Raw genomic sequence first — 25617 nt, forward strand, 5'->3', positions numbered from 1 at the left:
ACGCTCGTTGCGTCAGATCGAATGAGCGTCCCGTTCGTTCGGCGTCGTGCCTACCTCGAAGCCGACAGACGCGGGATCTTGGCGAGGGTGTCGCCCAGCTTGTCGGCCGCAATGGCGAGCTCGTAGCTGGCCTGGATATTGAGCCAGAACTGTGCACTGTTGCCGAATGCCTTCCCCAGCCGTAGAGCGGTGTCTGCGGTGATCGACCTCTTTCCGAGCACGATCTCGTTGATCCGTCGCGGCGGAACACCGATGATCGTGGCGAGACGGTTCTGTGTGATCCCGAACGGCTCGAGGAAATCCTCACGGAGGATCTCACCGGGGTGAATGGGGCTCAGGTCTGCAGTCATTATCGGTGTTCCTTTGTCGGTTCTGTGGTCGGATGGAGCGTCGGCTCCCCTCGGGTGGTTAGTGATAGTCGGTGATTTCCACGTCGTACGCGGCTGTGGCGCGCCAGTTGAAACAGATGCGGTACTGATCATTGATCCGAACGCTGTACTGCCCCAACCGGTCACCGGAGAGCTTCTCCAGGCGATTGCCCGGGGGCACCCGCAGGTCGTTGACGTCGGTGGCCGCGTCGATCAACAGGAGGCGCCGGCGCGCGGCCCGCTGAATGTCCTGCGGAAGCATGCTCGAAAACTGCCGATGAAAGACCCGCTCGGTCTCTTTGTCGCCGAACGATTCGATCACCCGACAACTATAACGCGCTGCGTTAATAACGCGCAACGTTATAGATGTGCCGGCTGCCGACCCGGGCGCCGTACTGACCCCGCAACGAACGGGACGCTCGTTGCGTCAGATCGAACGAGCGTCCCGTTCGTTCGGTGGGGACCCAGGGCGGCCGGGCTCCCGGCGAACAAATTTTGATCAAGGCTTTCATTATTTTGTGATCCGGGTTACTGTGACCACCATCAATCAAACCTTTGATTAGTTAGGTGGATCGCATGAGCCCCACAAGCTTCGCTTCGTCGGCCGACCTCGGTGAGAAGGAGCAGACCCTCGAAGTGCTCGCCGACGGCGTGTACGCCCTCACCGCCGAGGGGGATCCCAACATCGGCGCCATCGAGGGCGAAGACTTCGTCGTCTGCTTCGAGGCGCTCGCCACCCCGGTGGCCGCCCAGGACTGGCTGCGCAAGCTGCGCGAGCACACCGACAAGCCCGTCCGCTACCTGGTGCTGTCGCACTACCATGCCGTCCGCGTGCTCGGTGCGTCCGCGTTCGACGCGGAGACCATCGTGTCGCACGAGACCACCCGCGCCCTCATCGAGGAGCGTGGAAAGGAAGACTGGGCAAGCGAATTCGGACGCATGCCGCGCCTCGCCAAGGCGGCCGACTCCGTGCCCGGGCTCACCTGGCCCACCCTGACATTCGCCGACAAACTCACCATCGACCTCGGCGGCGGCCGCGGCGACCTGGTGCTCCAGCACTTCGGCCGCGGTCATACCGAAGGCGATATCACCGCGTGGCTGCCGAAGCAGAAGATCCTCTTCGCCGGCGACCTCGTCGAGGCGCAGGCCGCGCTCTACACCGGCGACGCCTTCCACCGCGACTGGTCCACCGGCACCCTCGACCGGATCAAGGCGCTCGGCGCCGAGGTCCTGATCGGCGGACGCGGCGCCGTCTCCCACGGTCGCGAGGCCGTCGACGCCGCCATCGAGCAGACCCGCCACTTCATCGAGGTCATGCTGGCCGAGGTCGGGGCGGTGCAGCAGCGCGGCGGCACCCTGAAGGAGGCGTTCGAGGCCACCCACGCCGCACTCAACGAGCAGTATGGGCACTGGCCGATCTTCGAACACTGCCTCCCGTTCGACGTCTCCCGCGTATGGGACGAACTGTCGGGTATCGAACGGCCCGTCATCTGGACCGCCGAACGTGACCGCGAGGTCTGGGACCAGCTGCAGGGCTGACATCCGTCACCGTTTCACGGGGCTGACGTCCGTCACCGTTTCATACTGACAAGGCGAGGATCATGGGAAGACGACACACCCGCGGCGGCACGGTCACCGTCGTGGGCAACGGCCCGGTGGGGCAGACGACGGCGTTGCTGCTGGCCCGCTGGGGCATACCGGTCACGTTGCTCGACGGCCGTGCCGAACGCGACCCGATCGGATCGAAGGCCATCTGCCAGCAGCGGGACGTCCTCGAGGTGTGGGACGCGATCGGCGTCGGCCGGCAACTGGCCGACGAGGGCGTGACGTGGGGATGCGCCCGCACGTTCCACCGCGACCACGAACTGTTCGCGCAGACGTTCGTCGACCGCGGCATCTCGTCGTTCCCGCCGTTCGTCAACATCTCGCAGGCCCGCACCGAGGAACTGCTCGACGAGCAGATCGCGCGCTCGTCGCTGATCGACGTGCGCTGGGGACACGAGGTCACGTCGGTGGACCAGGATGAGTCCGGCGTGACCATCACCTGCCGCACCGACTCCGGTGCCCGCGTGATCGCATCCGACTACGCCGTGGTCGCGGTGGGGTCGCGGGGCAGCGCGCTCCGACAGCAGCTCGGTGTCACGTTCGACGGCCGCTCGTTCGACGACAAGTTCCTCATCTGCGACATCGCCGCCGACATCCCCGGCTGGGCCGACGAACGCCGCTTCTACTTCGACCCGGAGTGGAACCCGGGCAGGCAGGTGCTCATCCACCCGTGCCCGGACTCGACGTTCCGCATCGACTGGCAGGTGCCCGGCGACTACGACCTCGCGGCCGAGGAGCGGTCGGGCGCGCTGGACGCGCGGATCCGGAAGATCATCGGCGACACCGACTACCGCATCGTGTGGAAATCGGTGTACCGCTTCCACTCCCGGGTCGCCGACCGGATGCGTGTCGACCGGGTGCTGCTAGCCGGGGACGCCGCGCACATCGTGTCGCCGTTCGGGGCGCGCGGCCTGAATTCCGGTGTCGCCGACGCCGAGAACGCGGCGTGGAAGCTCGCGTTCGTCCTCCGCGGCTGGGCCGACGAGTCGTTGCTCGAGACTTACCACACCGAGCGGCACGCGGCGGCCGTCGAGAACATCGCGGTCACCACGGCGACGATGGACTTCCTCGTCCCGCAGTCCGAGGACCAGCACCGGCATCGACGCGAGGTGCTCACCGCGGCGGTCACCGACTCGCAGGCCCGGGCACAGGTCGACAGCGGTCGCCTCGCCGAGCCGTTCTGGTACATCGAATCATCCTTGACCACATACGATCCGGGACGGCCGTTCAGCGGGCGTCCCGACCGTGGCTGCACTCCGGCCGCCGCGCCGGGAATCCTCGTACCCGACACCCCGGTAACGCTGCGCGGCGGTGGCGGTACCCGCCTCCGCGAGATCGCCCGCCGCGGAATCCTTCTCCTCGTCGGCGACGATGTGAGCGTCGACGACATCCGCGCCGCCGCCCTCGACGCCGTGCACACGCCGATCCGCCTCGTCCGGCTGTCGGAAATCGACAGCATCGGAGTCCTCACCGCCGCGCTGGGTGCGAAGCCCGGTGAAGTATGGGTCATCCGCCCCGACGCCTACATCGCAGCGGTCACCGACACGGTCGACGGGCTGGTGTCGGCGTTGCGAAGACTGAACGGTTCCGGCAGCCCCGCGACACCGGTCAGTTCCGCCTCAGCCGTGCGGGATCCAGATCCAGTCTTCGGAGCAGCTGTTCGCGCGGAGGTTTCCGTGGATCGAGTGGGTGGTCCGCGGTGAATCGTTGTGATTGTCAGGGTGACTCGGTGTGGACGGTGGCCTCCTTCAGGGTGCCGGTGAAGGTGAACGGGGGGGTCGTAGGTGGGCGAGATGGGGCCCCAGTCCTCGCCGACGTCGAAGGTGTCGTCGGTGGAGAAGTACACCGGCACGGTCTTGTCGATACGGCCTTGGCCGACCTTGTCGCCGTTGACCGACAGCGTGCCGGTACCGCCCTTGCCCCGGGCCGCGCATCCCGAACATCGCGCGGCCCTCGGCAGTGGCAGTGTCGATCCCCTGCTCGAGCACCTTCAGTCCGATGCCGCGCTCAGGAAGATCGGCGCCAAGCGTGATCAAGTGCACGCACTGACCGCCCGAGCCGATCCAACCGAGTGATCACCAGAACGTCGCCTCCACGCAATCGCTTCAGCACCAGATCGAGTTCGGGCCGTGACGCTTTCGTCCCTCCGGCGTGGTCGACGTGGATGTTCTCCGCGGCCACCCCGGGCCGACGCAACGCATCGACCTGATGGTCGGGACGATGGATTTCGACGATCCCCGAGCCGCGGCTGTTCACCATTTTCCAGCTGCTACCGGTCGTCTAGGGGTTCGCCATGGGCCGGGGGGAGTGGGCATCCGCAGGAGCGCCGGATGATCAGTTCGGGTTCGATGAGTGTGGTGTCGGTGCCTTCTTCGTTGTTGAGTTCGTCGTAGATCTGTTGGGCGGCGGTGCGGCCGAGTTGTCGGGGGTTCGAGGACAGGGTGGTCAGGGGTGGTTCGATGAGTTCGGCGTTGTCGACATTGTCGAAGCTGACAACCTTGACGGTGTCGGCGAGTCCGGCGTCGTGGAAGGCGCGGTAGGCGCCGAGGGCCACGGTGTCGCTGTGGCAGATGATGCCGTCGATCGGTGTACCGGATTGCAGGAGTTCGCGAGCGGCGGCGAGTCCACCTCGGGCGTTGGTGGGCGAGGCGATGAAGGACAACGAGTCCGGGTTGTAGCCGTGGTTTGCGGCGGATTCGCGGACACCGTGGATGCGGTCGTGCCGGGCGATGGCGTCTTCCCGGCCGCCGAGGTAGGTGATGGTGTTGCAGCCGTGCCAGATCAGGTGGTCGGTGGCGAGGCGGCCGCCGGTGATGTCGTCGGTACCGATGTAGAGGTTGCCGGTGTCGCCGATGCGGCGGGTGAGGAAGAGCAGGGGCCGGTCGCGGGCGGTGAGGGTGTCGATGGCGGCGGGTTCGGTGCCGAAGGCGGGCACCATGACGACGCCGGCGACGCTGGTTTCCTGGAGGAAGGTGATCAGTTGGTCTTGTCGGGTGGTGTCGTTGAGGGTGTTGGCGATCAGGCAGACGTAGCCGAGTTCGCCCAGGCGTTCTTCGAGGCCGATGATGACTTCGGCGAAGAACGGGTTGGTGACGGTGGTGACCAGTACCCCGATGACGTTGTTTTCCCGGGTGCGTAGTGACGCGGCGCCGCGGTTGTAGATGTAGCCGAGGTCGGTCATCGCCTGGAAGACGCGGTCGCGGGTGGGTTGGGAGACCCGCCCGGTTCCGCGCAGGACCAGGGAGGCGGTGGCCCGCGACACGCCGGCGCGCTCGGCGACGTCGAGCAGTGTCGCCGGTTTGGTGCGGTCGTCGGTCGCGGGCATCGGTACTACCTCCGGTCAATTCTCGCGGCGTGAAACCACGATCTCACGGGCGCGGATCGCTTGGTGGTGAGCGATCGCGGGAGCTAATCCTAGGTGGGAGTCGGGCTGCAGGAGATTCTTGATGGTGTCGGTGTCGAGTTGGGAGGTCATGCGGGGATCGACGGCGAGGGCATCGGTGAACGAGGTCGCGGTGGTGCTCGCGGTCTGCGCTGCGTCGTAGACGACTTCGTGTGCGAGTTGTCGGCCGATGGTTTCGCCGAGGCGCAGCATGATGGCCTCGGAGGCGATCATGCCGCCGGACAGGTCGAGGTTGCTGCGCATCCGTCGGGGGTCGAGTTGCAAGTTGGCCACGATCAGGTGGATGCGGGCCAGCGTGTCCGCGGTCAACTCGCACGCGTGTTGCTCGACGTCGAAGAGGGCGGAGGGGGCGTTGTCCGCGTCATGTTCGCTGATTGCCGATTCGAGGGCGAGCGGCACGAGCGCCCTGATCTCGGCGGTCATCCCGATGATGTCCTGGCACAGTTGCGGATTGCGTTTGTGGGGCATGGTCGAACTGCCGACCGTTCCGGCGGGGACGGGTTCTTCGACCTCGTGATATTCGGTCTTCATGAGTTGGTAGATTTCGCGGGCGATTTTGCCGCTGGTCGTGGCGATCAGGCCGAGGACGGTGACGAACTCCGCGAAGTGGTCGCTGATGCTGCGGGACGGCACCGCCATCGGAGTCAGGCCCAGGTCGGTGGCCACGGCCCGTTGCAGGGTGCCGGGATCCTCACCGAGGGAGGCGGAGGTGCCGGCGGCGCCGCCGAGGAGGGCGACGAACAGGCGGGGACTGATCTGATCGAGACGGTCGAGGTGCCGGACGTATTCGTCGATCCACCCGGCGGTCTTGAATCCGAAGGTGATGGGGACGGCGTGCTGGCCGTGGGTGCGGCCGGCCATGATCATCTCCGCCCCGCGTTCGGTGAGATCGGCGAGCACGGTGAGGATGTCGGTGATCTGGCCGCAGATGATCGTGTGGGCGCGCCGCAGCAGCAGGACATCCCCGGTTTGGGTGATGTTCTGGGTGGTGGCTCCCCAGTGCACCCAACCGCCGTCGTCGCCGGCCGCTCGGGCCAGTTCGACGATCAGGGGCATCAGGGGGTGGCTGGTCCGGTCGATCTCGGCGTTGATCCGGTCTGAGTCCAGTCGGTCGAGATCGCAGGCCCGGCTGATCGCCTTCCCGGCGTCGGCCGGGATGAGCCCGAGGTCGGCCTGGGCCCTCGCGAGGGCGGCCTCGACGTCGAGCCAGGCCTGCCAGCGTGCGGGTGTGGAAAACAGTTGCTCCATGCCGGTGCCGGGCACTCGCGCGGAGGTGAAGCGTTTCTTCATGAGCGGGTGTCGCCTTCTCGTTCAGGTGGTGGGGACCGCGGTGGCGGCGACGGCGGCGGCTTTGCCGCGGCGGCCGCGCCGGTCGCCCTGCAGTCGGCTGTTGATGATGAGCACGGCCAGGATGAGGGCGATCTGCAGCGTGCCGTAGGCGGCGGCGGTGCCGAATTCGGAGGAGTAGATGCGGTTGTAGATCTCCACCGACAGCGGCGGGTAACTGGCCGGGTAGATGACCACCGAGGCCACGTATTCCCCGACGCCGTCGACGAAGGCGAGCAGGGCTCCGGCAAGGATGCCCTTCGACACCAGCGGGATGGTGACGGTGCGCAACACGGACAGTGGGCCGGCGCCGAGGTTGCGGGCGGCCTCCTCGAGAGAGGGGTCGATGGTGTCGAGGGCGGCGTTCGTGGACCGGAACACCAGCGGCACGAAGCGGACGAAGTAGGCGATCGGCAGGATCCAGAGGGTTCCGACCAGGGACAACCCGAGGTTGCTGGGCTGGGGTTCGTTGAAGGCGTTGACGAGGTTGACGCCGATGACCGTTCCGGGCAGTGCCCAGGGCAGCATGACCATGATGTCGACGGTGTTGCGGCCGGGCCCGCGCCAGCGGGCGACGACGTAGGAGGCGCAGGCACCGATGGTGATGGCGCCGATCGTGGCGAGGAAGCTCATCTGCACACTCACCGAGATCGGCAGCAGGCTGGCCGGGTCGGTGAACAGGGTGGTGTAGTTGCCGAGGGTGTAGGTCGGCGGGATGACCTGGGTGGTCCAGGAGCTGTCGACCGAGAACGAGACCAGGACGATGGTCAGCACCGGTGCCATCAGCAGCACGGTCAGGACCGCGGTCCCGATCCCGGCGACGATCCGGATCGGTCCTGTACTGACGGTGCGGTCACGCTGGATCCCCTTCGAGAGGCTGCGGTGGGTGCGCCGGCCCTGGTACCACTTCATGCCGATCAGGAACAAGATCGACACCATCGCCAGGACGGTGGCCTGCGCGGCCGCGAGTTCCTGGTTGCCGACGGTCTTGGTCGAGACGATCTGCATCGTCAGGGTTTGCACGTTGTAGAGCTGCGGGGCGGTGAACGAGGCCATCGAGATCATGAACGTCAACAGGGCACCGGAGACCAGGGCGGGGGTGAGCATCGGCAGCAGCACCGTCCGCCATACCCGCCACCGGCTCGCGCCCAGGTTGTAGGCGGCGGACTCGAGTGAGGAGTCCATCCCGGCAAGCCCGGCGGCGACGGGGAGGTAGAAGAACGGGTACATGGTGAACACGTGCACGAGCAACACGCCGCCGACGCCGCTGACCGACACCGTCGCGGGGTCGACACCGAACCACTGGGACAGTGCCCGGGGGACGATCCCGGTCTCGCTGTAGAGGAGCACGAACGAGACGGCACCGATCAGCGGTGGCAGTGCCATCGGCAGGATCGCCACCGTCTCGAGGACCCGGCGACCGGGAAAGTCGAAGCGGTTGAGCAGGATCGCCAGCGCCGACCCGACCAGGCCGCACCCGAGCACCGACGCGACGGAGATCCCGACCGACAGCATCAGCGCGGTGCCGGACGCGCCGGAGAGGAAGGTGCCGTAGTTGTCGGCGGCACCGTCACCGCCGGTGCTGGTGATCGCGGTGTAGGCCATCGGGATGACGACGAAGAACGCCAGGATCGCCAGCACCGGGGCGGCGAGGACGTAGACGAACCGGTCCGAGGAACTCCCGGGCAGCCTCGACCGCAGTGACCTGCGGGGTGGACGAGGCGGTGCGGAAGCGGCGGCGGTGTGGGGCAACGGAGGTTGATCGATCGCGGCCGGGGTGCTCATGACTGCACCAGCCAGGGCTGCCCGGAGGTCACGCCGACGCAGACGTTGTCGCCGACCTGGGGTCGGTCCACGCGGTCCGCGATGGTGACATGCAGGGTCCGGTCGCCGGAGGCCACCGTGTAGGTGCTGGTGGCGCCGGTGAATTCGACCTCGGTGATGTGGCCCTTGAACAGTCCGTGCTCGGGGGCGACGAAGTCGAGGTTTTCCGGGCGCAGGGACACCGCCAGCCGGTCACCGGCGGTGACGGGCCCGAAGTCCGGCAACGGCGCGGTCAATTCGGTCCCGTCCGCGAGGCCCACCCGTGCGGAGTCGGCATCGACCGCGAGCACCACCACTGCGGAGACGTTGCTTCGGCCGATGAAGCGGGCAACGAATTCCGTTGCGGGGCGGTGGTAAATCGTCTGCGGGGAGGCGATCTGGTGGACCCGGCCGGCGTCGAGGACCGCGATCCGGTCACTCATCGCCATCGCCTCGGCCTGATCATGGGTGACGTAGATCGAGGTAATGCCCGCTTCGGTCTGCACGCGGCGGATCTGGGTGCGGGTCTCCTCCCGCAGCTTGGCGTCCAGGTTCGACAAGGGCTCGTCCAGCAGCAGCACCGACGGCGAGATCACGACCGCGCGGGCCAGGGCGACGCGTTGCTGCTGCCCCCCGGAGAGTTGCTCGATGCGGCGGTCCTCGTAGCCGGCGAGACCGACCTGCGCGAGGGCGTCGGTGATACGCCGACCGCGGCCCGTCTTGTCGATCTTGCGGGCCTTGAGACCGTACGCGACGTTCTCGGCGACGCTCATGTGCGGAAACAGCGCATAGTTCTGGAACACCATGCCGGTGTCCCGCTTGTTCGGCGGCATGGTGGTGACGTCCTTGTCCCCGAAAAGCACCCGGCCGCTGGTCGGGGGAACGAAGCCGGCGATGATCCGCAGCAGCGTCGACTTCCCACAGCCGGAGGGGCCCAGGAGGGTGAACAGCTCACCGGCGGCGATGGTGGTGTCCATCTGGATGGTCGTGGTCGTGCCGTAGTTCTTGTGAATGTCGTCGAGTTTGATCGGTATCACGGCGAATGCTCCAGTGAAAAGAGGTGGGTACGGGGTCGAGTTCAGCTGCGGTTCTTGATGTTCTGGACCCAGTAGTCCATCCATCCGGCTTCGAATTCGTTGATCGTGTGCCAGTCGACCGGCATCTCGTCGAGTCCGACCTCGGCCAGCCAGGACGGAGGCTGCTCGAGCGGCACGGTCGGAAGTTGAAAGGACTTGTCCGCCAACATCTGCTGAGTGGTCGGTTGGAGGAGGAAGTTCAGGAAGGTGTCGGCGGTCTCCCCGTGCGGTCCGTCCTTGATCTTGCCGACCCCATCGAGCAAAACGGGGGCGCCCGAGGCGGGCATGACCGGAGTGAACGGAGCGCCCTTGCTGCGCTGGACGAGGATGTCCTGCAGATTCCAGATGCTGACCGGGGCCTCCTGCCGTTGGATGCGCAGGTAAAGATCGCTCGGGTTGGCCGGATAGTCCTTGGTGTTGCGGTCCAGCGCTCGCAGGAAGTCGTAGCCGGCATCGGGTGCGCCGGTCTCGGCCGCGGCGCGGCCGATCAGGGCCGAGAAGATGCTGCGCATCGTGCCGGACGCGGCGACGTCGCGGAGCAAGATCTTTCCCTGCATGTCGGGTTCGACCAGGTCACCCCAGTCTTTCGGTGCCTGCTCGGGGGTGAGCATCGTGTTGTTGTAGAAGATGACCTCGGCCATCCGCATCTCACCGAGCCACAGATTGTCCGCCCCGCGGTACTGCTCGGGGACCCGGTCGATCACCTCAGCCGGCGGAGGGGTGAGTAGATCGGCGTCGACGCCCTGCCCGAACTGCTGGGAGGTTCCGCCCCACCAGATGTCCGCCTGCGGGCGGTTCTTCTCGGCGCGGACACGCTGCAGGACTTCGCTGGCACCGAGTGTGAGCATCTGCACCCGCCCCTTGTACTCCGGATGGGCGGCCTCGAAGGCGTCGACGACCTGCTGGGCGATGACCTTCGGCCGCGAGGTGTAGATGGTCAGGGCCACCGAGTTCGGTCCCGAGGACAGCCCGCACGCGGACAGGCCCAGGACCAGGGCCGTAATGACGCCCAAGGCGGCGATCAGCCGGATCCTCATGAAGTGCTCCTACCTTCCGAGCACGACCTTCGGCCGCCTCGCTGTGCTGAGCCGGAGCTCCCGAGATGTGGAGTCGATCCGGCTTCGTAAGAATGTGATAGATCGATCTACCAGACGATCTGTGACCTAGATAACCACCCTCCATCGCGGCTGTCAACCCCGGACTTCGGCGACAGTGAATTCCGAAAACCACCCGTGCCTGCGCGGCCGAATACCGCGAAACCATGACCTACCAGGCCGAGCGCGGCGAGCTCGCGGCCTGTACTCCCACATCGATGCCGCCGCCCAGTTGGACGAGTACCGCGACGTCCTGGACTCCTCGACCCGGAAACGCGTGCGGAAGACGCTCGACAAATCCGGGGCGCGACAGCCTGAAGGCGCTGTCCAAACTCACCACTCTGGTGGACGGGCAGCCGCGGATCGTGAGCACGCCACCGCTGATCGTGCCGATCGAGGAGATCTTCAGCGAAACCGAAGCCGAACAGGTCGACTGGGAGCTGATCCGGCGACTGCGCGACGACCGTGACACTCTGCAGCCGCCCGACGTGTCCTGTTCGATCGATTCGAGTACCTGTAACGGCACGGAAAGTCGTAGGGGTGGGCAGTGTCGGCACCCGGGCCTGGATCATCCTGCTCCGCGGCCCGGATGGCGACCCGCTGTTCCTGCAGGCCAAGGAGGCGCAACCGTCGGTCCTCGCCGGATACCTGGACGGCCCGGCCTTCACGAACCAGGGCGAACGCGTCGTGACCGGGCAACCGCTGATGCAGGCGGCCGGCGACATCCTCCTCGGCTGGCAGCAGGGTCCCGACACCGACGGCGTGGTGCGGGACTTCTACATTTGCCAACTGCGCGACGGCAAAGGATCCGCCGTCATCGAAGCCATGAATCCCGACACCACGGCCCTCTACGGCCGGCTGTGCGCCCGGGCACTCGCGTACGCACATGCCCGCGCAGGCGACCGGTTCGCCATCGCCGGCTACCTCGATTCGGACGACGATTTCGACAAAGCGCTGACCGCATTCGCCGAAACCTACGCCGACCAGAACGAACCACGCCGCGCTACGGAAGGCGATCGACGACGGCCGGATCACCGCGCACCAGGGAGCATGATGTCGAGCGACAACAGATCCGCCCCCGACCTGTACTCGACTCCCGGCGCTGTTCGGCACGGGCGGGCGTTCGCGTTCGCGAGGGCGCCAGCAAGGCCGACGCAGCCCGCGGTCAGTTCCGGCTCAGCCGTGCGGGATCCAGATCCAGTCTTCGCAGCAGCTGGGCGTTGAGTGCGACGACGATGGTGGAGATCGACATCAGGATCGCCGCGACGGCCGGGGAGATCGCGACCCCGGCGAATGCGAGGACACCGGCGGCAAGCGGCACCGCAATGATGTTGTAGCCGGTGGCCCACACCAGGTTCTGCCACATCTTGCGGTAGCTGGCCTGCGACAGGTCGATGATCGACAGCACCGCGCGGGGGTCGTCGGCGGCGAGGACGACACCGGCCGATTCGATGGCGACGTCCGTGCCCGCCCCGATGGCGACGCCGACGTCCGCGCGGGCGAGTGCGGGCGCGTCGTTGACGCCGTCGCCGACCATCGCCACCCGATGGCCGCGCTGTTGCAGCGCAGCCACTTCGGCGTCCTTGTTCTCCGGCAGCACGTCGGCGAACGCCTCGTCGATCCCGAGATCGGCGGCGACGGCGTCGGCGACCTGGCGGGCGTCGCCGGTGATCATCGCGACCTTCACGCCGCGGGCGTGCAGCGCGTCGATCGCCTGGCGGGACTCCTCGCGTACGGCGTCCTCGAGCGCCACCGCACCGAGCACCTTGCCGTCGCGGACGACGTGGAGGACGGAGGCGCCGCGGTCGATCCAGGCACTAGTGGTGGCCGTGATGTCTTCGGGGACAGCCACTCCGACCTCGGCCAGCATTGCGGGCCCACCGACCGCGACCTCCTCGCCGTCGACCCTCGCGCGCACCCCGCGGCCGGGCAGCGACCGGAAGTCGGTGGCGGTGCGTCGTTCGTCCGCGGGCACCTTCGCGGCCGCTTCGGCGACGATGGCCCGCGCGACCGGGTGCTCGCTGTCGGCCTCCACCGCCGCGGCGAGGGCCAGCAGTTCGGTCTCGCCGACACCGGCGGTGGCGACGACACCCCTGACCGCGTGCCGGCCCTGGGTGAGGGTGCCGGTCTTGTCGAACAGGACGACGTCGACGTTCCGCATACGTTCGAGCGCCAGCCGGTCCTTCACCAGCACCCCCGCCTTCGCGGCGCGCTCGGTGGAAATGGCGATCACGAGGGGTATCGCCAGGCCGAGGGCGTGCGGGCAGGCGATCACCAGAACCGTCACGGTCCGGACGACGGCCTCGTCCACGTTGCCGAGCAGCGACCACACGACGAACGTGAGAAGTCCTGCGATCGAGGCGAAGTAGAACAGGAACGCCGCGGCGCGGTCGGCGAGGGCCTGGGCACGGGACGAGGACGACTGCGCGTCCGCGACCAGTCGCCGGATGCCGGCGAGGGCGGTGTCCTCCCCCACCGCGCCCACCTGGATTCGCAGTGCGCTGTCCGTGGCGACGGTGCCCGCGACGACGGTGTCACCGACCGACCGTGGGACGGGAGTGGATTCGCCGGTGATCATCGACTCGTCGACCTCCGCGCGGCCGTCCTCGACGGTGCCGTCGGCGGGGATGCGGCCGCCGGCCCGGACGAGTACCCGGTCGCCCGTGGCGAGTTCGGAGACGGGCACCTCGGTGACGCCGTCGTCGGTGACCTTGTCGGCGGTGTCCGGCAGCAGCGCGGCGAGCGCGTCGAGGGCGCCGGACGCCGACCCCAGCGCCCGCATCTCCAGCCAGTGACCGAGCAGCATGATCACGATGAGAAGCGCCAGTTCCCACCAGAAGTCGAGGTCGAACCCGCCGATCTCCAGCGTGGTGACCCACGACGCGAGGAACGCGACCGTGATCGCCATGCCGATCAGCAGCATCATGCCCGGCTGCCGCGACTTCAGTTCGCTCCACGCGCCGGTGAGGAACGGCGCGCCGCCGTAGAAGAAGATCACGGTACCGACCACCGGCGGAATCCAGGACGCCCCGGGAAAGTCGGGGACGGGGTAGCCGAGGAGGTCGGCGAACATGTGGCTGAACACCACCACCGGCACCGACAGCGCCAGGCTTACCCAGAACTTCTGGCGGAACACCTCACCGTGCGCCCCGTGACCGGCGTGCCGATCGGTGTGGCCGCTGTGTGCGTCGTGACTGTCGTGTCCGGTGTGCCGGACCTGTTCCACTTCCTGCTGCTGGTGATCGTGAGACATGCCTGCTCCCTCGGAAGCTGCTCTCGGGGTCTGGTTTCAGGAACGCACCAGTCGTGCGATGGCGTCGGTGGCTTCCTTGATCTTCGCGTCCGCCTCGGTTCCGCCCGCGACGGCGGCGTCGACGACGCAGTGGCTGATGTGGTCTTCGAGCAGACCCAGTGCCACGGCCTGCAGCGCCTTCGTCATCGCGGAGACCTGGGTGAGGATGTCGATGCAGTACTTCTCGTCCTCGACCATCCGCTGGAGGCCCCGCGCCTGACCCTCGATGCGGCGCAGGCGCTTGAGGTAGTCGTCCTTGGCGCTGATGTACCCGTGACCGGCTGCGTGGTCGTGGTCGGTGTTCGGTTGCTCGGTCATGATTGTTCCCCTCGGGTGGGAGTGGTCAGGGGCTGGAAGCGGCGCAGTCGCAGGCTGTTGCTCACGACGAACACCGAAGAGAATGCCATGGCGGCACCGGCCAGCATGGGGTTGAGCAGACCTGCCGCCGCCAACGGCAACGCCGCGACGTTGTAGGCGAAGGCCCAGAACAGGTTTCCCTTGATCGTGCTCAACGTCGTGCGAGACAGGCGGATCGCGTCGGCCGCGGCCCGGAGGTCGCCGCGCACCAGCGTGAGGTCGCTGGCCTCGATGGCCACGTCCGTGCCGGTCCCCATGGCGAGACCGAGGTCGGCCTGCGCGAGCGCGGCGGCGTCGTTGACCCCGTCGCCGACCATCGCGACCACCTTGCCCTCGGCCTGCAGACGCTTGATCGCGTCGACCTTGTCCTGGGGCAGTAGCTCCGCGATGACCTCGTCGATACCGACCTGGTCGGCGATGGCCCGGGCCGCGGACCTGTTGTCGCCGGTGAGCATGATCGGGGTGAGACCGAGTTCGCGGAACTGCGACACCGCCTCGCGGGACGTCGGTTTGACGGTATCGGCAACCACGAGCACGCCGCGCGACTGGCCGTCCCAACCGATCCCGACTGCCGTTCTGCCCTCCGACTCGGCCGCGTCGACCGCGCGCTGCAACTCGGGGGTGAGGTGCAGCGACCAGTCGCGGAGCAGCTTCGCGCGGCCGATGACCACCGCGTGGCCGTCGATCATGCCCTGGACGCCGAGCCCGGCGACGTTGGTGAACTGGTCGACTTCCGGGAGAGTCGTCAACCGTTCCCTCGCGCCGCGGGTGATCGCTCGTGCGATGGGGTGCTCGGACGCGTCCTCGAGCGCGCCGGCGAACCGGAGAACCTGCTCCTCGTCCTGCCCGTCCGCGGCGACCACCGCGTGCAGCGACATCGTGCCGGTGGTGACGGTGCCGGTCTTGTCGACCACCACCGTGTCGACTCGCCGCGTCGATTCCAGAACCTCGGGTCCCTTGATCAGGATGCCCAGCTGCGCCCCGCGTCCGGTGCCCACCATGAGGGCGGTCGGGGTGGCGAGTCCGAGCGCGCACGGGCACGCGATGATGAGGACGGCGACGGCGGCCGTGAACGCGGCGGCAATCGAACCGCCGGTGCCGATCCAGAATCCGAGGGTCGCGACCGACAGCGCGATCACGATCGGGACGAAGATCCCGGAGATCCGATCGGCCAGTCGTTGCACCTCGGCCTTGCCGGTCTGCGCGTCCTCGACCATCCACGCCATCTGCGCGAGCTGGGTGTCCGATCCGATCCGGCTGGCGCGAACCACGATTCGGCCACCGACGTTGACGGTGGCACCGGCCACCTCGGAGTCCGGTGACACCTCGACGGGCACGGATTCACCGGTCAGCATCGACGCGTCCACCGCCGACGAGCCTTCGACGACGACGCCGTCGGTGGCGATCTTCTCACCGGGACGGACCACGAAGAGGTCGCCGACCTCGAGCCGGTCGATGCCGATCAGCTGTTCGGTGCCGTCACGCAGCACCGACACTTCCTTCGCGCCCAGTTCGAGCAGTGCCCGCAGCGCCGCCCCCGCCCGCCGTTTGGCGCGGGCCTCGAAGTAGCGGCCGGCCAGGATGAACGTGGTGACGCCGGCGGCGGCCTCGAGGTAGATGTTGCCGGTCCCGTCGACGCGCGCGATGGTGAGCTCGAACGGGTGCGTCATCCCCGGCATGCCGGCGGTGCCCCAGAACAGCGCATACAGCGACCAGCCGAACGCGGCGAGCGTGCCCATCGACACCAGGGTGTCCATCGTCGCCGTGCCGTGCCGCAGGTTCGTCCAGGCGGCCTTGTGGAACGGCCACGCACCCCACACGACGACGGGGGCGGCGACGGTCAGCGAGAGCCACTGCCAGTTGGTGAACTGCAGCGCCGGGATCATCGCCATCGCGATGACCGGCACCGTCAGCACCGCCGACACCAGCAGCCGCTGCCGCAGTTCCGCCGCCGGATCCTCGTCCTCCGGCGTCGGGGGCTTCACCTCGGGCAGCCGCGCCGTGTACCCGGCCTGCTCCACCGTGGCGACCAGATCCTCCGGCGACACGTCGGCGGCGTCGTAGTGGACGCGGGCCTTCTCCGTCGCATAGTTGACGGTCGCGGTGACGCCGTCGAGTTTGTTCAGCTTGCGCTCGATGCGGTTGGCGCACGACGCGCAGGTCATGCCGCCGATGGCCAGTTCGATTTGGGAGTCGGGCGGTGCCGCGATGTCGGTGGAGCGGGTCATCACTTCTCCTCCGGTGCGGCGGTCACGGTGAACTCGGCGGTGTGGACGGCGCCGGCGTGCTGGAAGTCCAGGAACAGCCGGTAGTCGCCGGCGCTGGGTGCGGTGACGGCGAAGTCGATCCCCGGACCCGCCGCGGTGACGCCGTCGCCGGGATGCCCGTCCGGGTGCACGTGCAGGTATCCGAGGTCGGTGGTGCGCAGCGCCACCAGGTGACCGTATGCGCCGAGGTACGGCTGCAGATCGGTCACGGGCTGTCCGTCGCGGCTCACCGACAGCGTCACGTTCGACGTCTCGCCCGGTCGGAGCATGCCGTCGAGAGCGACGGTGTAGCCGTCCACGGTGGCGGTCGGTGTGGCAGCGGGAAGTTCCTGCGGGTCGTAGGTGCCCGCGACGCGGAGGTCCGTGCCCAGCGTGAGTGCCTCGTCGCCGGCCGGGGTGAAGTCCGCGAACACCCGGTAGTCGCCGCCGCGCCCGACGTCGAGGGGAACGCTCCAGGTGCCGGTCGCGTCGAGCGTCGGATGAACGTGCTGGAATCCGGCGAGATCCCGGCGCACGACGATCAGGTGCAGCAGTTTCTCGTGCTCCACGGTGTAGTCGGTAACGGGTACCCCCGTCGGGTCCGTGATCCGGAACTGCAGCGGGACCGCGGGACCGGCGGTGACCTGGTCGGATGCGAGTTCGAGGGTGTAGCCGTCGGCGGTGGGCGTCAGTCCGCCCGGGGTCGCGTCCGCGACGGCGTCATGGCTTGCCGTGTCATGGCTCGCCGTGCCGTGTCCGTCGTCCTCCGCAATGTGCGCGGCGGGCTCGGCGACATCCGGGCCGGCGACCGACCCGAGCGCGAGCGCGGCGCCGAAGATCACGACGAGGCCGACGGTGAATCCGGCGAACTTGCCGGTTGCGTTCATGACGGGCTCCTGTGGTGGAGTGGCCGGCTCAGCCGGCTGTGCTGGAGATGCCGGCTCAGCCGGCTGTGCTGGAGATGCCGGCTCAGCCGGCTGTGCTGGAGATGCCGGCTCAGCCGGCGACGGAATATCCGGCTTCCTCGACCGCACCCGCGACGGCACTCGGATCGAGGTCGGTGGTGCTGTCGATGACGACCTTGCCGGTGGCCAGGTCGACGTCCACGGAGGTGACGCCGGGGAGGGCGCTGATCTCCTCGGTAACCGAGGACACGCAGTGGTCGCAGGTCATGCCGGTCACGGTGACGCTCGAGGTGCTCACAGTTCTGCCTCTCTTCGGGATATCGATGCCGTATCTGAGAACTACCATACCCCCCTACCGTATTTCCGCAAGCGTGTGCCGCGTCCCGCGTGCCCTCACACACACGCCCGGAAAAGTGATTGAGTGAGGTACCGCATCTCACCCCACTGGGAAACGGAGCCCGGCAATGTCGATGGACAAGTTGCGCACCCAATTGCTGCGCCGCAAACCCCTCACCGAGGTCGAGGACGACACTCCCGCCGACGAACGGCTGACCAAATCGCTCGGCCTGTGGCAGCTCACCGCGATCGGCGTCGGCGGCATCATCGGTGCCGGCGTCTTCTCGCTCGCCGGTTCGGTCGCGCACTCCGTCACCGGCCCGGCCGTCCTGATCTCCTTCCTGATCGCCGGCATCGCCAGTGCCGCCGCCGCACTGTGTTACGCCGAGTTCGCCGGAATGATCCCCAGGGCCGGCTCCGCCTACACCTACGGCTACGTGGCACTCGGCGAGATCGTGGGCTGGTTCATCGGCTGGGACCTGCTGCTCGAATACATCGCGGTGGCCGCCGTCGTCGCGATCGGCGTGTCCGGGTACTTCCGGTTCCTGCTCGACCAGATCGGCATCAGCCTGCCCGACTGGATGATGGGCGCGCTGGGCACCGGCGACGGGCACGTGTTCGACGTCTTCGCGGCCCTGTTCTGCCTCGGCACCGCGTGGGTGCTGTCCCGCGGAATCCGCAGCGTCGGCCGATTCGAGACGATCGCGGTGGCGATCAAGGTCGCGCTGGTCGTCCTCATCATCGTGCTCGGCGTCTTCCACATCGACAGCGCCAACTACACGCCCTACTTCCCGTTCGGCACCGCCGCCGTGTTCACCGGCGCGGCCACCGTGTTCTTCGCCGTGTTCGGCTACGACGCCATGAGCACGGCCGCGGAGGAATCGAAGGACGCCACCAAGCACCTGCCGAAGGCGATCCTGTACTCGCTGGGCATCGCGATGACGCTGTACGTGCTGGTCACCCTCGTGCTGACCGGGATGCAGAAGTACACCGAGATCAGCCCCGAGAGCGGTTTCTCGACCGCGTTCGAATCGGTGGGCATGCCCGGCGTCGCCAACATCATCGCGGTCGGGGCGATCGTCGGCATCATCACCGTCGTCCTCACGTTCATGCTCGGGGTGACCCGCGTGTGGTACGCGATGAGCCGGGACGGCCTGCTCCCGGAATGGTTCGCGAAGACGCACCCCGTGCGCAAGGTGCCGACCCGGGTCACGTGGATCGTGGGCGTCGGGTCGGCGCTGCTGGCCGGATTCCTCCCCATCAACACCGTCGCGGAACTCACCAACATCGGAATCCTGTCGGCGTTCATCGTCGTGTGCATCGCAGTTGCGGTGCTCCGGCGCACCCGCCCGGACGTCCCCCGCTCCTTCACACTTCCTTTCATGCCGGTGGTCCCGATCATCGGCGTCGTGTTCTCCGGCTGGCTCATCCTGTCGTTGCCGTGGGAGACGTGGCTGCGGTTCGGGGTGTGGCTGATCCTCGGCCTGATCGTGTACTTCTTCTACTCACGGAAACACTCCAAGCTCGAGAACCCCGACCCGGTGCCGCATGGCTGACGACGGTCGGAACCGGGTGGACGCGACCACCCTGACCGGTGTGTCCGCGACGATGATGTGGACCCTCCGCAACCGTGCGGTCGAGGCGTCCCGTCCCGACGGCACGTTGGCCGACCCGCTCGCCGTGACGCTCTACGAGACGCTCGACTATCCGTACGAGCAGTTCGGGAAACCGAGTCAGTCCCACGCCCTCCGCGCGCGGGCCTTCGACGAGCAGATCCGGGCGTTCCTCGCCGACCGCCCCGGCGGCACCGTCGTCGCACTCGGGGAGGGATTGCAGACCGGCTACTGGCGGATCGCCGATCCCGACGTCCGGTGGGTGTCGATCGACCTGCCCCAGGTGATCGCGCTCCGGAAGCAACTGTTGCCGGACGAGCCGAACGTCACCACGCTCGCGCAGTCGGCACTGGACCGCTCCTGGATGGACCACGTCGACACCGACCGCGGTGTGTTCGTGTCGGCCGAGGGACTGCTGATGTACCTGCCCGCCGACGCGTCGCTGTCCCTGATCGGCGACTGCGCGCGGCGCTTCCCCGGCGGCCGGATGGTGTTCGATTCGGTACCGAAATGGTTCAGCCGGAAAACGCAGAAGGGAATGAGGATTCGCGGCGGCTACACCGTCCCGCCGATGCCGTTCCACCTGTCCGCCGGTGAGGCGGCGGAACTGCCCGCCCGGGTGCCGGACATCGCGTTCACCCGGGAGGTGATGTTGCCGCTCGGGCGCGGCCTGTGGGGTTCGACCACGCTCCGCGCGCTGTCGGAACTGCCGCCGCTGCGCAACTCGCGCCCGACGCTGACGCTGTGCGGATTCGCGGGCTGAACCCCGCCCGACGAGCGATGTGGGTCGACCGGCAGCAGAATGGTGCAATGGCGGACCGCGGATTCACCCCGACACAGCTCGCGGCACGTGCCGCGTACCTGCTTCGCGGCAACGACCTCGGCACCATGACGAGCGCCGCGCCGCGCCTGTACCCGCACATGTGGAGCTGGGACGCCGCGTTCGTCGCGGTCGGATTGGCACCCCTCAGCGTGGAGCGGGCCGTCGTCGAACTCGACACCCTGCTGTCGGCGCAGTGGAAGAACGGGATGATCCCCCACATCGTGTTCGCGAACGGGGTGGACGGGTACTTCCCCGGACCCGGCCGGTGGGAGTGCGGGACCCTCGCCGCCCACGCGCCCAGCGGAACGCAGACGTCGGGGATCACCCAACCGCCCGTGCACGCCATCGCCGTGCAACGCATCCTCGACCACTCCCGCAGGCACGGACGCAGCACCCGGGCCGTCGCCGAGGAATTCCTCGACCGCCGCTGGCCCGACCTCGTCCGCTGGCACCGCTGGCTGGCCAACGCCCGCGACCTCGACGGCAACGGCCGGATCGCGCTGTACCACGGCTGGGAGTCGGGCATGGACAACTCGCCGCGGTGGGACCACTCGTACGCCAACGTCGTGGCCGGTGCGATGCCCACGTATCTGCGCGAGGACCTGTCCCACGTCACCGACACGGGACAGCGGCCGTCCAACGGCGAATACGACCGCTACCTGTGGCTGCTCGAGGAAATGAAGACCGTCCGCTACGACGACGCGGAACTTGCCACCGCCATGAGCTTCGCCGTCGAGGACGTGTTCGTCAGCGCCGTGTTCTCGATGGCCTGCGAGGTGCTCGCGACCATCGGCGAAGAGCACTCCATGCCGAACTCGGATGTCCGGGAACTGCACGGGTGGGCGGCCCGGTTCCGGCAGGGCGTCCTTACCACCACCGACGAACGGTCCGGGGCGGCCCGCGATTTCGATCTGCGCAGCGGCCGGTGGATCGCCACAGAAACCCTCGCCATGTTCTCCCCCCTCCTGTGCGGAGGGCTGAGCCGCGACGCCGAACGCGCCCTCGTCCGCACGTTCGAGGGACCGAAATTCTGCGGCCACCCCGACCTCCGGTACGCCCTGCCGCCGTCGACGTCGCCGGTGTCGGGCGACTTCCGCCCGCGCGAGTACTGGCGCGGCCCGGTGTGGCCGGTGATGACGTGGCTGTTCTCCTGGGCCTTCGCCCGCCGCGGGTGGGCCGAACGCGCGCACCTGCTCCGGTCCGAGGGCCTGCGGCAGGCCAGCGACGGCAGCTTCGCCGAATACTACGAACCGTTCACCGGTCAGCCCCTCGGCAGCATGCAGCAGTCGTGGACCGCGGCCGCAGTCCTGGACTGGCTGGGCTGACGCCTCCGTGAGTACTTATTAACCGCGGGACGTTAATAAGTACTCACGGGCGCTAGTCGCACAACCGGATCGGGCCGAGGTCGGCGTACCGGTCGCCGGGGCCGGGATTGTCGACGGGTGCGGCGCCGCCGAGGTGGTGCATCACGCCCCAGACGGCGTTGAGTGCGGTCTGCACGGCGCCCTCGGCCCAGCCCGCGGTCCAGGAGATGTCGTCGCCGGCGAGGAAGATTCCGCGGTGCCGGGGGTCGAGGTCGTCCTGCACGAAGTGGCTGAACAGCCGCTCCTGGTACCGGTAGTGGCCGGGGAGGTTGGCTTTGAACGCACCCATGAAATCGCGTTCGGTCTCCCACGACAATGTCACCGGCGTCGAGATGACGTGGCTGCGGAAGTCGACGCCCGGGTAGATCTCCTCGAGCGACTTGATCATGAGGTTCATTCGCTCGGTCGCGTCGAGCGGCAGCAACTTGAGGGAATCGTCGGACCACGTGTAGGACAGGCAGATCAGGCCGGGTTTGTCGTCGCCGTGGTCGAGGAGGTAGGTGCCGCGGCTCATCCGGTCCGTCAGAGTCATGCTGACCAGGTCGCGGCCGGTGACCGGGTCCTTGTCCTTCCAGAACGGGCGGTCGACGAGGGCGAACACCTTGGTCGACCCCATGTAGTGGGTGCGTTCGATGGCGGTCCAGTGGTCGATCGGGAACAGGTCGTCATCGCAGTGAATGTTGTTGAGCAGCATCCAACTCTGCGCGGTGAACACGGCGGCCGGGTAGGTGCGGATCTCCCCGGACGCGTCGGTGACGGTGAACCGGTGCGGCGCGGTGCGGCGGACCTCGGTGACCCGCGGCCGGGTGGACCCGCCGTTCAGGGCGCGCACCGACGTGCCGTCCGGCCAGTGCGCCATCCCCGTCGGGGTGTCCGTCCACAGCCGCAGTGGCAGTTGCTGCGACCCGCCGACGATGCCGCGGTGGTGGTCGTCGGCGGCGGTGATCACCACGCGCAGGATCTCGAGGATCGAGTTGGGGAAATCGGTGTCCCAGCCGCCGGTTCCGAAACCGACCTGCCCGAACACTTCCCGGTGCCGGAACGACGCGAAGTGCTTGGATCCGGCGAGGAATCCGTAGAACGTCTGATCGTCGAGACGGACCACGAGGTCGTTCCAGATCCGCTTGAGTTCGGCGGTGTCCCGGTCGCGGATCGCCTGTTGGAGCGGGATCAGTTCGGCGTGATCCTCGAGCGTGCGCTGCCAGGCGTCCGACACCTCGCGGAACACGGGCGGCAGATCGTCGAGGTGCTGCGCGTAGTAGCTTTCGCCCTTGAGGTCGATGACGGTGCTGGGGGTGGCGTCGGCGAGCGGGTTGGGAAACGCCTCGGTCCGCAGCCCCATCGCGTCGAGGTAGTGGAACAGGGTGGTCGACGACGGTGGGAACCGCATCGCCCCCATCTCCGCGACCACCTCGGGATGCCCGTCGAACGGCTGGGACCGCATCCGGCCGCCGATTTGATCGGCCTCGTACACAACCGGTTTGAGGCCCAGCTTCATCAGCTCGTGCGCGGTGACCATCCCGGACAGTCCGCCGCCGATCACCGCCACCTCGGTGCCGTGCCGGTCGGCGGGCACCGCGCCGAGGCCGGAGCGGTGAGTGACGTAGTCGTCGTAGGCGAACGGGAAGTCGGGCCCGAACATCGTCAGCGGCGGGACGTGGGTGTCCGCGGCGGTGCTGTCCGGGGTGACGGGGATCGTCATGAAGTCTTCTCCTGCAGGAAGGGGTAGAGGTCGACGCGTCGATCGTCGAGGTGGGTGTTCTCGCGGCGGGATCGGTGGAGGACGTCGAGGTCGAGGTCGACGATCGCCAGCTCTTCGTGGCGGCCGGCGCGGGCGAGTTCGGTGCCGTCCGGCGCGATCGCGCAACTGGATCCGCAGTAGTCGAGGTCGGCTTCGGTGCCGCACCGGTTCACGTACGTCACGAACAGCTGGCTCTCGTACGCGCGCGTCGGGACGACGCTCTCCGCGATGAACTCGTACGGGCTCATCAGACCGGTGGGGACGATCAGCCACTGGGTGCCGCGGTCGGCGTGTGCGCGAACGGCTTCCGGGAATTCGACGTCGTAGCAGATCAGGATTCCGCAGCGGATTCCCTTGTGGTCGAACTGCACCACGAGTTCGTTGCCCGCGGCGAAGTGCGTGCGGTCGAGATCACCGAACAGGTGCGTCTTGCGGTAGTTCGCCGGCAATGTCCCGGAGGGGTCGACGACGCGCACGCTGTTGTAGACGACGCCGTCGTCCGCCTCCGGGTACCCGTAGACGACGGCGATTCCGGAGTCGTGGGCGATCTCCGCGATCCTCGCCGCGATCGGTCCGTCGGCGGGTTCGGCCCGCTCCGCGATCAGGGATCCGATGTTGTAGCCGGTGGCCGCCATCTCCGGGCATACGAGGATGGACGCCCCGGCTGCCGCCGCGGTCTGCGCGGCGGAGGCGATGGCGGCGAGGTTCGCCGCGACGTCGAAGGACAGTTCGGGTCCTTGGAACAGTGCTGCTCTCATGGTGCCGTCACCCTCTCAGGGCTGTTGCGGAGTTCGGACTTGCGGACGCCGTAGGCGAAGTAAATCGCGAGCCCGACCACCATCCACAGCGCGAACGCCACCCACGTCGACACGCCCAGGCCGAACAGCAGCAGCGCGCAGAACACGACGCCGAGGACCGGCATCAGCGGGAACAGTGGGGTGCGGAAGCTGCGGTGCAGGTCGGGGTGCCGCCGGCGCAGGATGATGACGGCGACGTTGACGAGCATGAACGCGAACAGCGAGCCGATGCTCGTCGCGTCGGCCAGCTCGCCCAGCGGGACGAATCCCGCGAGGGCGGACACGACGCCGCCGACGACGACGATGTTGACGACGGGCACCCGGGTGCGCGGGTTGACGCGGGAGAAGACCCGCGGAACGAGGCCGTCGAGGGACATCGCGTACAGGATCCGGGTCTGCCCGTACAACACGGCGAGGACGACGCTCGCGATGGCGATGACGGCGCCCGCGGACAGGAGGACGGCGGGCCACGTGCTGGTGGTGGCGGCGTTCATGATGGTCGCGAGTGCCGCGCCCTCGCCCGCGATGTCCTGCCACGGCATCGCGCCGACGGCCGCGATCGCGACCAGGCAGTAGAGGATCGTGACGATCAGGAGCGAGAGGATGATGGCCCGGGGAAGGTCGCGCTTCGCGTTCTTCGCCTCGTCGCCCGCGGTCGAGGCGGCGTCGAAGCCGATGTAGGCGAAGAACACCTGCGAGGCGGCGGCGGTCACGCCTGCCGCGCCCAGGGGCATGAACGGCGCGAAGTTTCCGGCCCGGAAGGCGGTGAACGCGACCGCGCAGAAGAAGACGAGTACCAGGATCTTCAGCGCGACCATGACGGTGTTCACCACGGCGCTCTCGGATGCACCGCGGGTCAGCAGTGCCACCGCGACCAGCACGATGACGATGGCCGGGACGTTGACGACGCCGCCCGCTCCCGGCGACTCGCTGATCGCGGTGGGAAGCGCGATGCCGAACATGCCCTGCAGCAGTTCGTTGATGTATTCACCCCAGCCGACGGCGACGGCCGCCACCGAGACTCCGTACTCGAGCATCAGGCACCATCCGCAGATCCAGGCGAACAGTTCGCCCATGGTCGCGTAGGTGTACGAGTAGGAGCTGCCGGACACGGGGATGCTGCCGGCGAGTTCCGCGTAGGAGAGGGCGGAGAACAGCGCGGTGAACGCGGCGAGCACGAACGCCAGGACCACGGCGGGTCCGGCCTTGGGTGTGGCCTCGCCGAGGATGACGAAGATGCCCGTCCCCAATGATGCGCCGATGCTCAGCGCGGTGAGGTGCACCAGGCCCATGGACCGTTTGAGTCCGTGACCGGGTTCCTGGTCGTTGCGCGCCACGATCGCTTCGACCGATTTGCGGGCGCGCAGGGCGCCGGCCATTCCCAGCGGGCGCGGAGAAATCTTGGTGATGTCCAACTTTTATCTCCTGAGCGGTGGAGTGACGTGGACAACAATGACCGCGGAGGCCG

Annotated in this window: 22 protein-coding genes and 1 pseudogene; 7 read left to right on the forward strand and 16 right to left on the reverse strand. The window is 67.9% G+C overall.

From position 1 onward, the window contains the following. Nucleotides 1-50 precede the first annotated feature (50 nt). Together RJ1_RS08900 and RJ1_RS08905 are read right to left on the reverse strand one after the other, a co-directional pair. The gene (locus RJ1_RS08900) at nucleotides 51-350 is read right to left on the reverse strand and encodes a HigA family addiction module antitoxin (RefSeq protein ID WP_073359595.1); all 300 of its coding nucleotides are present in this window, start codon (nucleotides 348-350) and stop codon (nucleotides 51-53) included. 58 nt (nucleotides 351-408) lie between these two features. Beyond that, a complete protein-coding gene (locus RJ1_RS08905) occupies nucleotides 409-690 on the reverse strand; it encodes a type II toxin-antitoxin system RelE/ParE family toxin (RefSeq protein ID WP_073359596.1) in 282 nt (93 codons plus the stop codon). A 254-nt stretch (nucleotides 691-944) separates the two neighbouring features. On the opposite strand from RJ1_RS08905, the gene RJ1_RS08910 reads away from it, so the two are divergent. The 3 genes from RJ1_RS08910 (at nucleotide 945) to RJ1_RS47555 (ending at nucleotide 4048) form a co-directional block, all read left to right on the forward strand. After that, nucleotides 945-1907, forward strand: coding sequence for an MBL fold metallo-hydrolase (locus RJ1_RS08910; RefSeq protein WP_005249229.1), 963 nt, complete (start codon nucleotides 945-947; stop codon nucleotides 1905-1907). A 62-nt stretch (nucleotides 1908-1969) separates the two neighbouring features. After that, on the forward strand, nucleotides 1970-3676 hold the full coding sequence (locus RJ1_RS08915) for an FAD-dependent monooxygenase (protein ID WP_073359597.1): 1707 nt from the start codon (nucleotides 1970-1972) through the stop codon (nucleotides 3674-3676). A gap of 129 nt (nucleotides 3677-3805) precedes the next feature. Further along, nucleotides 3806-4048, forward strand: coding sequence for a hypothetical protein (locus RJ1_RS47555; RefSeq protein ID WP_240320048.1), 243 nt, complete (start codon nucleotides 3806-3808; stop codon nucleotides 4046-4048). Here RJ1_RS47555 and RJ1_RS08920 read toward each other — a convergent pair. From RJ1_RS08920 to RJ1_RS08945, 6 genes are read right to left on the reverse strand one after another with little or no spacing between them, the layout of a single operon-like run. Beyond that, entirely contained in the window at nucleotides 3981-4232 is a 252-nt protein-coding gene (locus RJ1_RS08920) for a recombinase family protein (RefSeq protein ID WP_240319856.1), read from the reverse strand. The two genes, RJ1_RS47555 and RJ1_RS08920, sit on opposite strands and share 68 nt — an antisense overlap. Nucleotides 4233-4242: 10 nt before the next feature. Continuing rightward, nucleotides 4243-5298 (reverse strand): LacI family DNA-binding transcriptional regulator, encoded by a 1056-nt coding sequence (locus RJ1_RS08925; protein ID WP_240319855.1) that lies wholly within the window; start codon nucleotides 5296-5298, stop codon nucleotides 4243-4245. Nucleotides 5299-5313: 15 nt separating this feature from the next. Beyond that, nucleotides 5314-6666: a class-II fumarase/aspartase family protein gene (locus RJ1_RS08930; protein WP_073359598.1), complete on the reverse strand. Its 1353-nt coding sequence runs from the start codon at nucleotides 6664-6666 to the stop codon at nucleotides 5314-5316. A 21-nt stretch (nucleotides 6667-6687) separates the two neighbouring features. Beyond that, nucleotides 6688-8487: an ABC transporter permease gene (locus RJ1_RS08935; protein WP_073359599.1), complete on the reverse strand. Its 1800-nt coding sequence runs from the start codon at nucleotides 8485-8487 to the stop codon at nucleotides 6688-6690. Then, nucleotides 8484-9542: an ABC transporter ATP-binding protein gene (locus RJ1_RS08940; RefSeq protein ID WP_073359600.1), complete on the reverse strand. Its 1059-nt coding sequence runs from the start codon at nucleotides 9540-9542 to the stop codon at nucleotides 8484-8486. The genes RJ1_RS08935 and RJ1_RS08940 overlap by 4 nt, the downstream gene beginning before the upstream one ends. A gap of 41 nt (nucleotides 9543-9583) precedes the next feature. Further along, entirely contained in the window at nucleotides 9584-10618 is a 1035-nt protein-coding gene (locus RJ1_RS08945) for an extracellular solute-binding protein (protein WP_073359601.1), read from the reverse strand. Between the two features lie 185 nt (nucleotides 10619-10803). Here RJ1_RS08945 and RJ1_RS08950 point away from each other — a divergent pair. Further along, a pseudogene (locus RJ1_RS08950) lies at nucleotides 10804-11729 on the forward strand (DUF2252 family protein); the annotation flags it as partial. 111 nt (nucleotides 11730-11840) lie between these two features. On the opposite strand, the gene RJ1_RS08955 reads toward RJ1_RS08950, so the two are convergent. The 5 genes from RJ1_RS08955 to RJ1_RS08975 form a co-directional block, all read right to left on the reverse strand. After that, on the reverse strand, nucleotides 11841-13928 hold the full coding sequence (locus RJ1_RS08955) for a heavy metal translocating P-type ATPase (protein ID WP_073359602.1): 2088 nt from the start codon (nucleotides 13926-13928) through the stop codon (nucleotides 11841-11843). Nucleotides 13929-13964: 36 nt separating this feature from the next. After that, on the reverse strand, nucleotides 13965-14285 hold the full coding sequence (locus RJ1_RS08960) for a metal-sensitive transcriptional regulator (RefSeq protein WP_073359603.1): 321 nt from the start codon (nucleotides 14283-14285) through the stop codon (nucleotides 13965-13967). Further along, nucleotides 14282-16552 (reverse strand): heavy metal translocating P-type ATPase, encoded by a 2271-nt coding sequence (locus RJ1_RS08965; protein ID WP_073359604.1) that lies wholly within the window; start codon nucleotides 16550-16552, stop codon nucleotides 14282-14284. Before RJ1_RS08965 ends, RJ1_RS08960 begins: the two co-directional genes overlap by 4 nt. Then, nucleotides 16552-17457, reverse strand: coding sequence for a DUF8832 domain-containing protein (locus RJ1_RS08970; protein ID WP_073359605.1), 906 nt, complete (start codon nucleotides 17455-17457; stop codon nucleotides 16552-16554). Before RJ1_RS08970 ends, RJ1_RS08965 begins: the two co-directional genes overlap by 1 nt. 109 nt (nucleotides 17458-17566) lie before the next feature. Next, nucleotides 17567-17773 (reverse strand): heavy-metal-associated domain-containing protein, encoded by a 207-nt coding sequence (locus RJ1_RS08975; RefSeq protein WP_073359606.1) that lies wholly within the window; start codon nucleotides 17771-17773, stop codon nucleotides 17567-17569. 166 nt (nucleotides 17774-17939) lie between these two features. Between RJ1_RS08975 and RJ1_RS08980 the strand changes: the two genes are divergently transcribed. The 3 genes from RJ1_RS08980 to ggh are packed head-to-tail and all read left to right on the forward strand — an operon-like array spanning nucleotide 17940 to nucleotide 21572. Continuing rightward, on the forward strand, nucleotides 17940-19367 hold the full coding sequence (locus RJ1_RS08980; protein WP_073359607.1) for an amino acid permease: 1428 nt from the start codon (nucleotides 17940-17942) through the stop codon (nucleotides 19365-19367). Continuing rightward, nucleotides 19360-20187 carry a class I SAM-dependent methyltransferase gene (locus RJ1_RS08985; protein ID WP_073359608.1) on the forward strand — a complete coding sequence of 276 codons (828 nt, stop codon included), beginning with the start codon at nucleotides 19360-19362 and terminating at the stop codon, nucleotides 20185-20187. Before RJ1_RS08980 ends, RJ1_RS08985 begins: the two co-directional genes overlap by 8 nt. A 47-nt stretch (nucleotides 20188-20234) precedes the next feature. After that, nucleotides 20235-21572 carry a glucosylglycerate hydrolase gene (gene ggh / locus RJ1_RS08990; RefSeq protein WP_073359649.1) on the forward strand — a complete coding sequence of 446 codons (1338 nt, stop codon included), beginning with the start codon at nucleotides 20235-20237 and terminating at the stop codon, nucleotides 21570-21572. Between the two features lie 52 nt (nucleotides 21573-21624). Here ggh and RJ1_RS08995 read toward each other — a convergent pair whose 3' ends face one another. Genes RJ1_RS08995 through RJ1_RS09005 form a run of 3 tightly spaced genes read right to left on the reverse strand, consistent with a single transcriptional unit; the run spans nucleotide 21625 to nucleotide 25564 of the window. Then, nucleotides 21625-23313, reverse strand: coding sequence for a flavin monoamine oxidase family protein (locus RJ1_RS08995; RefSeq protein ID WP_073359609.1), 1689 nt, complete (start codon nucleotides 23311-23313; stop codon nucleotides 21625-21627). Further along, complete coding sequence (locus tag RJ1_RS09000; protein WP_073359610.1) at nucleotides 23310-24110, reverse strand: carbon-nitrogen hydrolase family protein; 801 nt, start codon at nucleotides 24108-24110, stop codon at nucleotides 23310-23312. Before RJ1_RS09000 ends, RJ1_RS08995 begins: the two co-directional genes overlap by 4 nt. Further along, nucleotides 24107-25564, reverse strand: coding sequence for an amino acid permease (locus RJ1_RS09005; protein ID WP_073359611.1), 1458 nt, complete (start codon nucleotides 25562-25564; stop codon nucleotides 24107-24109). Before RJ1_RS09005 ends, RJ1_RS09000 begins: the two co-directional genes overlap by 4 nt. Nucleotides 25565-25617 lie beyond the last annotated feature (53 nt).

It is taken from the genome of Rhodococcus jostii NBRC 16295 (genome assembly GCF_001894825.1).
Classification (GTDB): Bacteria; Actinomycetota; Actinomycetes; order Mycobacteriales; family Mycobacteriaceae; genus Rhodococcus_F; species Rhodococcus_F jostii.

Coding starts and splice junctions, on each gene's coding strand:
- RJ1_RS08900 (WP_073359595.1), bottom strand. CDS start 350: ATGACTGCAGACCTGAGCCCCATTCACCCCGGTGAGATCCTCCGTGAG.
- RJ1_RS08910 (WP_005249229.1), top strand. CDS start 945: ATGAGCCCCACAAGCTTCGCTTCGTCGGCCGACCTCGGTGAGAAGGAG.
- RJ1_RS08915 (WP_073359597.1), top strand. CDS start 1,970: ATGGGAAGACGACACACCCGCGGCGGCACGGTCACCGTCGTGGGCAAC.
- RJ1_RS08920 (WP_240319856.1), bottom strand. CDS start 4,232: ATGGTGAACAGCCGCGGCTCGGGGATCGTCGAAATCCATCGTCCCGAC.
- RJ1_RS08925 (WP_240319855.1), bottom strand. CDS start 5,298: ATGCCCGCGACCGACGACCGCACCAAACCGGCGACACTGCTCGACGTC.
- RJ1_RS08930 (WP_073359598.1), bottom strand. CDS start 6,666: ATGAAGAAACGCTTCACCTCCGCGCGAGTGCCCGGCACCGGCATGGAG.
- RJ1_RS08935 (WP_073359599.1), bottom strand. CDS start 8,487: ATGAGCACCCCGGCCGCGATCGATCAACCTCCGTTGCCCCACACCGCC.
- RJ1_RS08945 (WP_073359601.1), bottom strand. CDS start 10,618: ATGAGGATCCGGCTGATCGCCGCCTTGGGCGTCATTACGGCCCTGGTC.
- RJ1_RS08955 (WP_073359602.1), bottom strand. CDS start 13,928: ATGTCTCACGATCACCAGCAGCAGGAAGTGGAACAGGTCCGGCACACC.
- RJ1_RS08960 (WP_073359603.1), bottom strand. CDS start 14,285: ATGACCGAGCAACCGAACACCGACCACGACCACGCAGCCGGTCACGGG.
- RJ1_RS08965 (WP_073359604.1), bottom strand. CDS start 16,552: ATGACCCGCTCCACCGACATCGCGGCACCGCCCGACTCCCAAATCGAA.
- RJ1_RS08970 (WP_073359605.1), bottom strand. CDS start 17,457: ATGAACGCAACCGGCAAGTTCGCCGGATTCACCGTCGGCCTCGTCGTG.
- RJ1_RS08980 (WP_073359607.1), top strand. CDS start 17,940: ATGTCGATGGACAAGTTGCGCACCCAATTGCTGCGCCGCAAACCCCTC.
- RJ1_RS08985 (WP_073359608.1), top strand. CDS start 19,360: ATGGCTGACGACGGTCGGAACCGGGTGGACGCGACCACCCTGACCGGT.
- ggh (WP_073359649.1), top strand. CDS start 20,235: ATGGCGGACCGCGGATTCACCCCGACACAGCTCGCGGCACGTGCCGCG.
- RJ1_RS08995 (WP_073359609.1), bottom strand. CDS start 23,313: ATGACGATCCCCGTCACCCCGGACAGCACCGCCGCGGACACCCACGTC.
- RJ1_RS09000 (WP_073359610.1), bottom strand. CDS start 24,110: ATGAGAGCAGCACTGTTCCAAGGACCCGAACTGTCCTTCGACGTCGCG.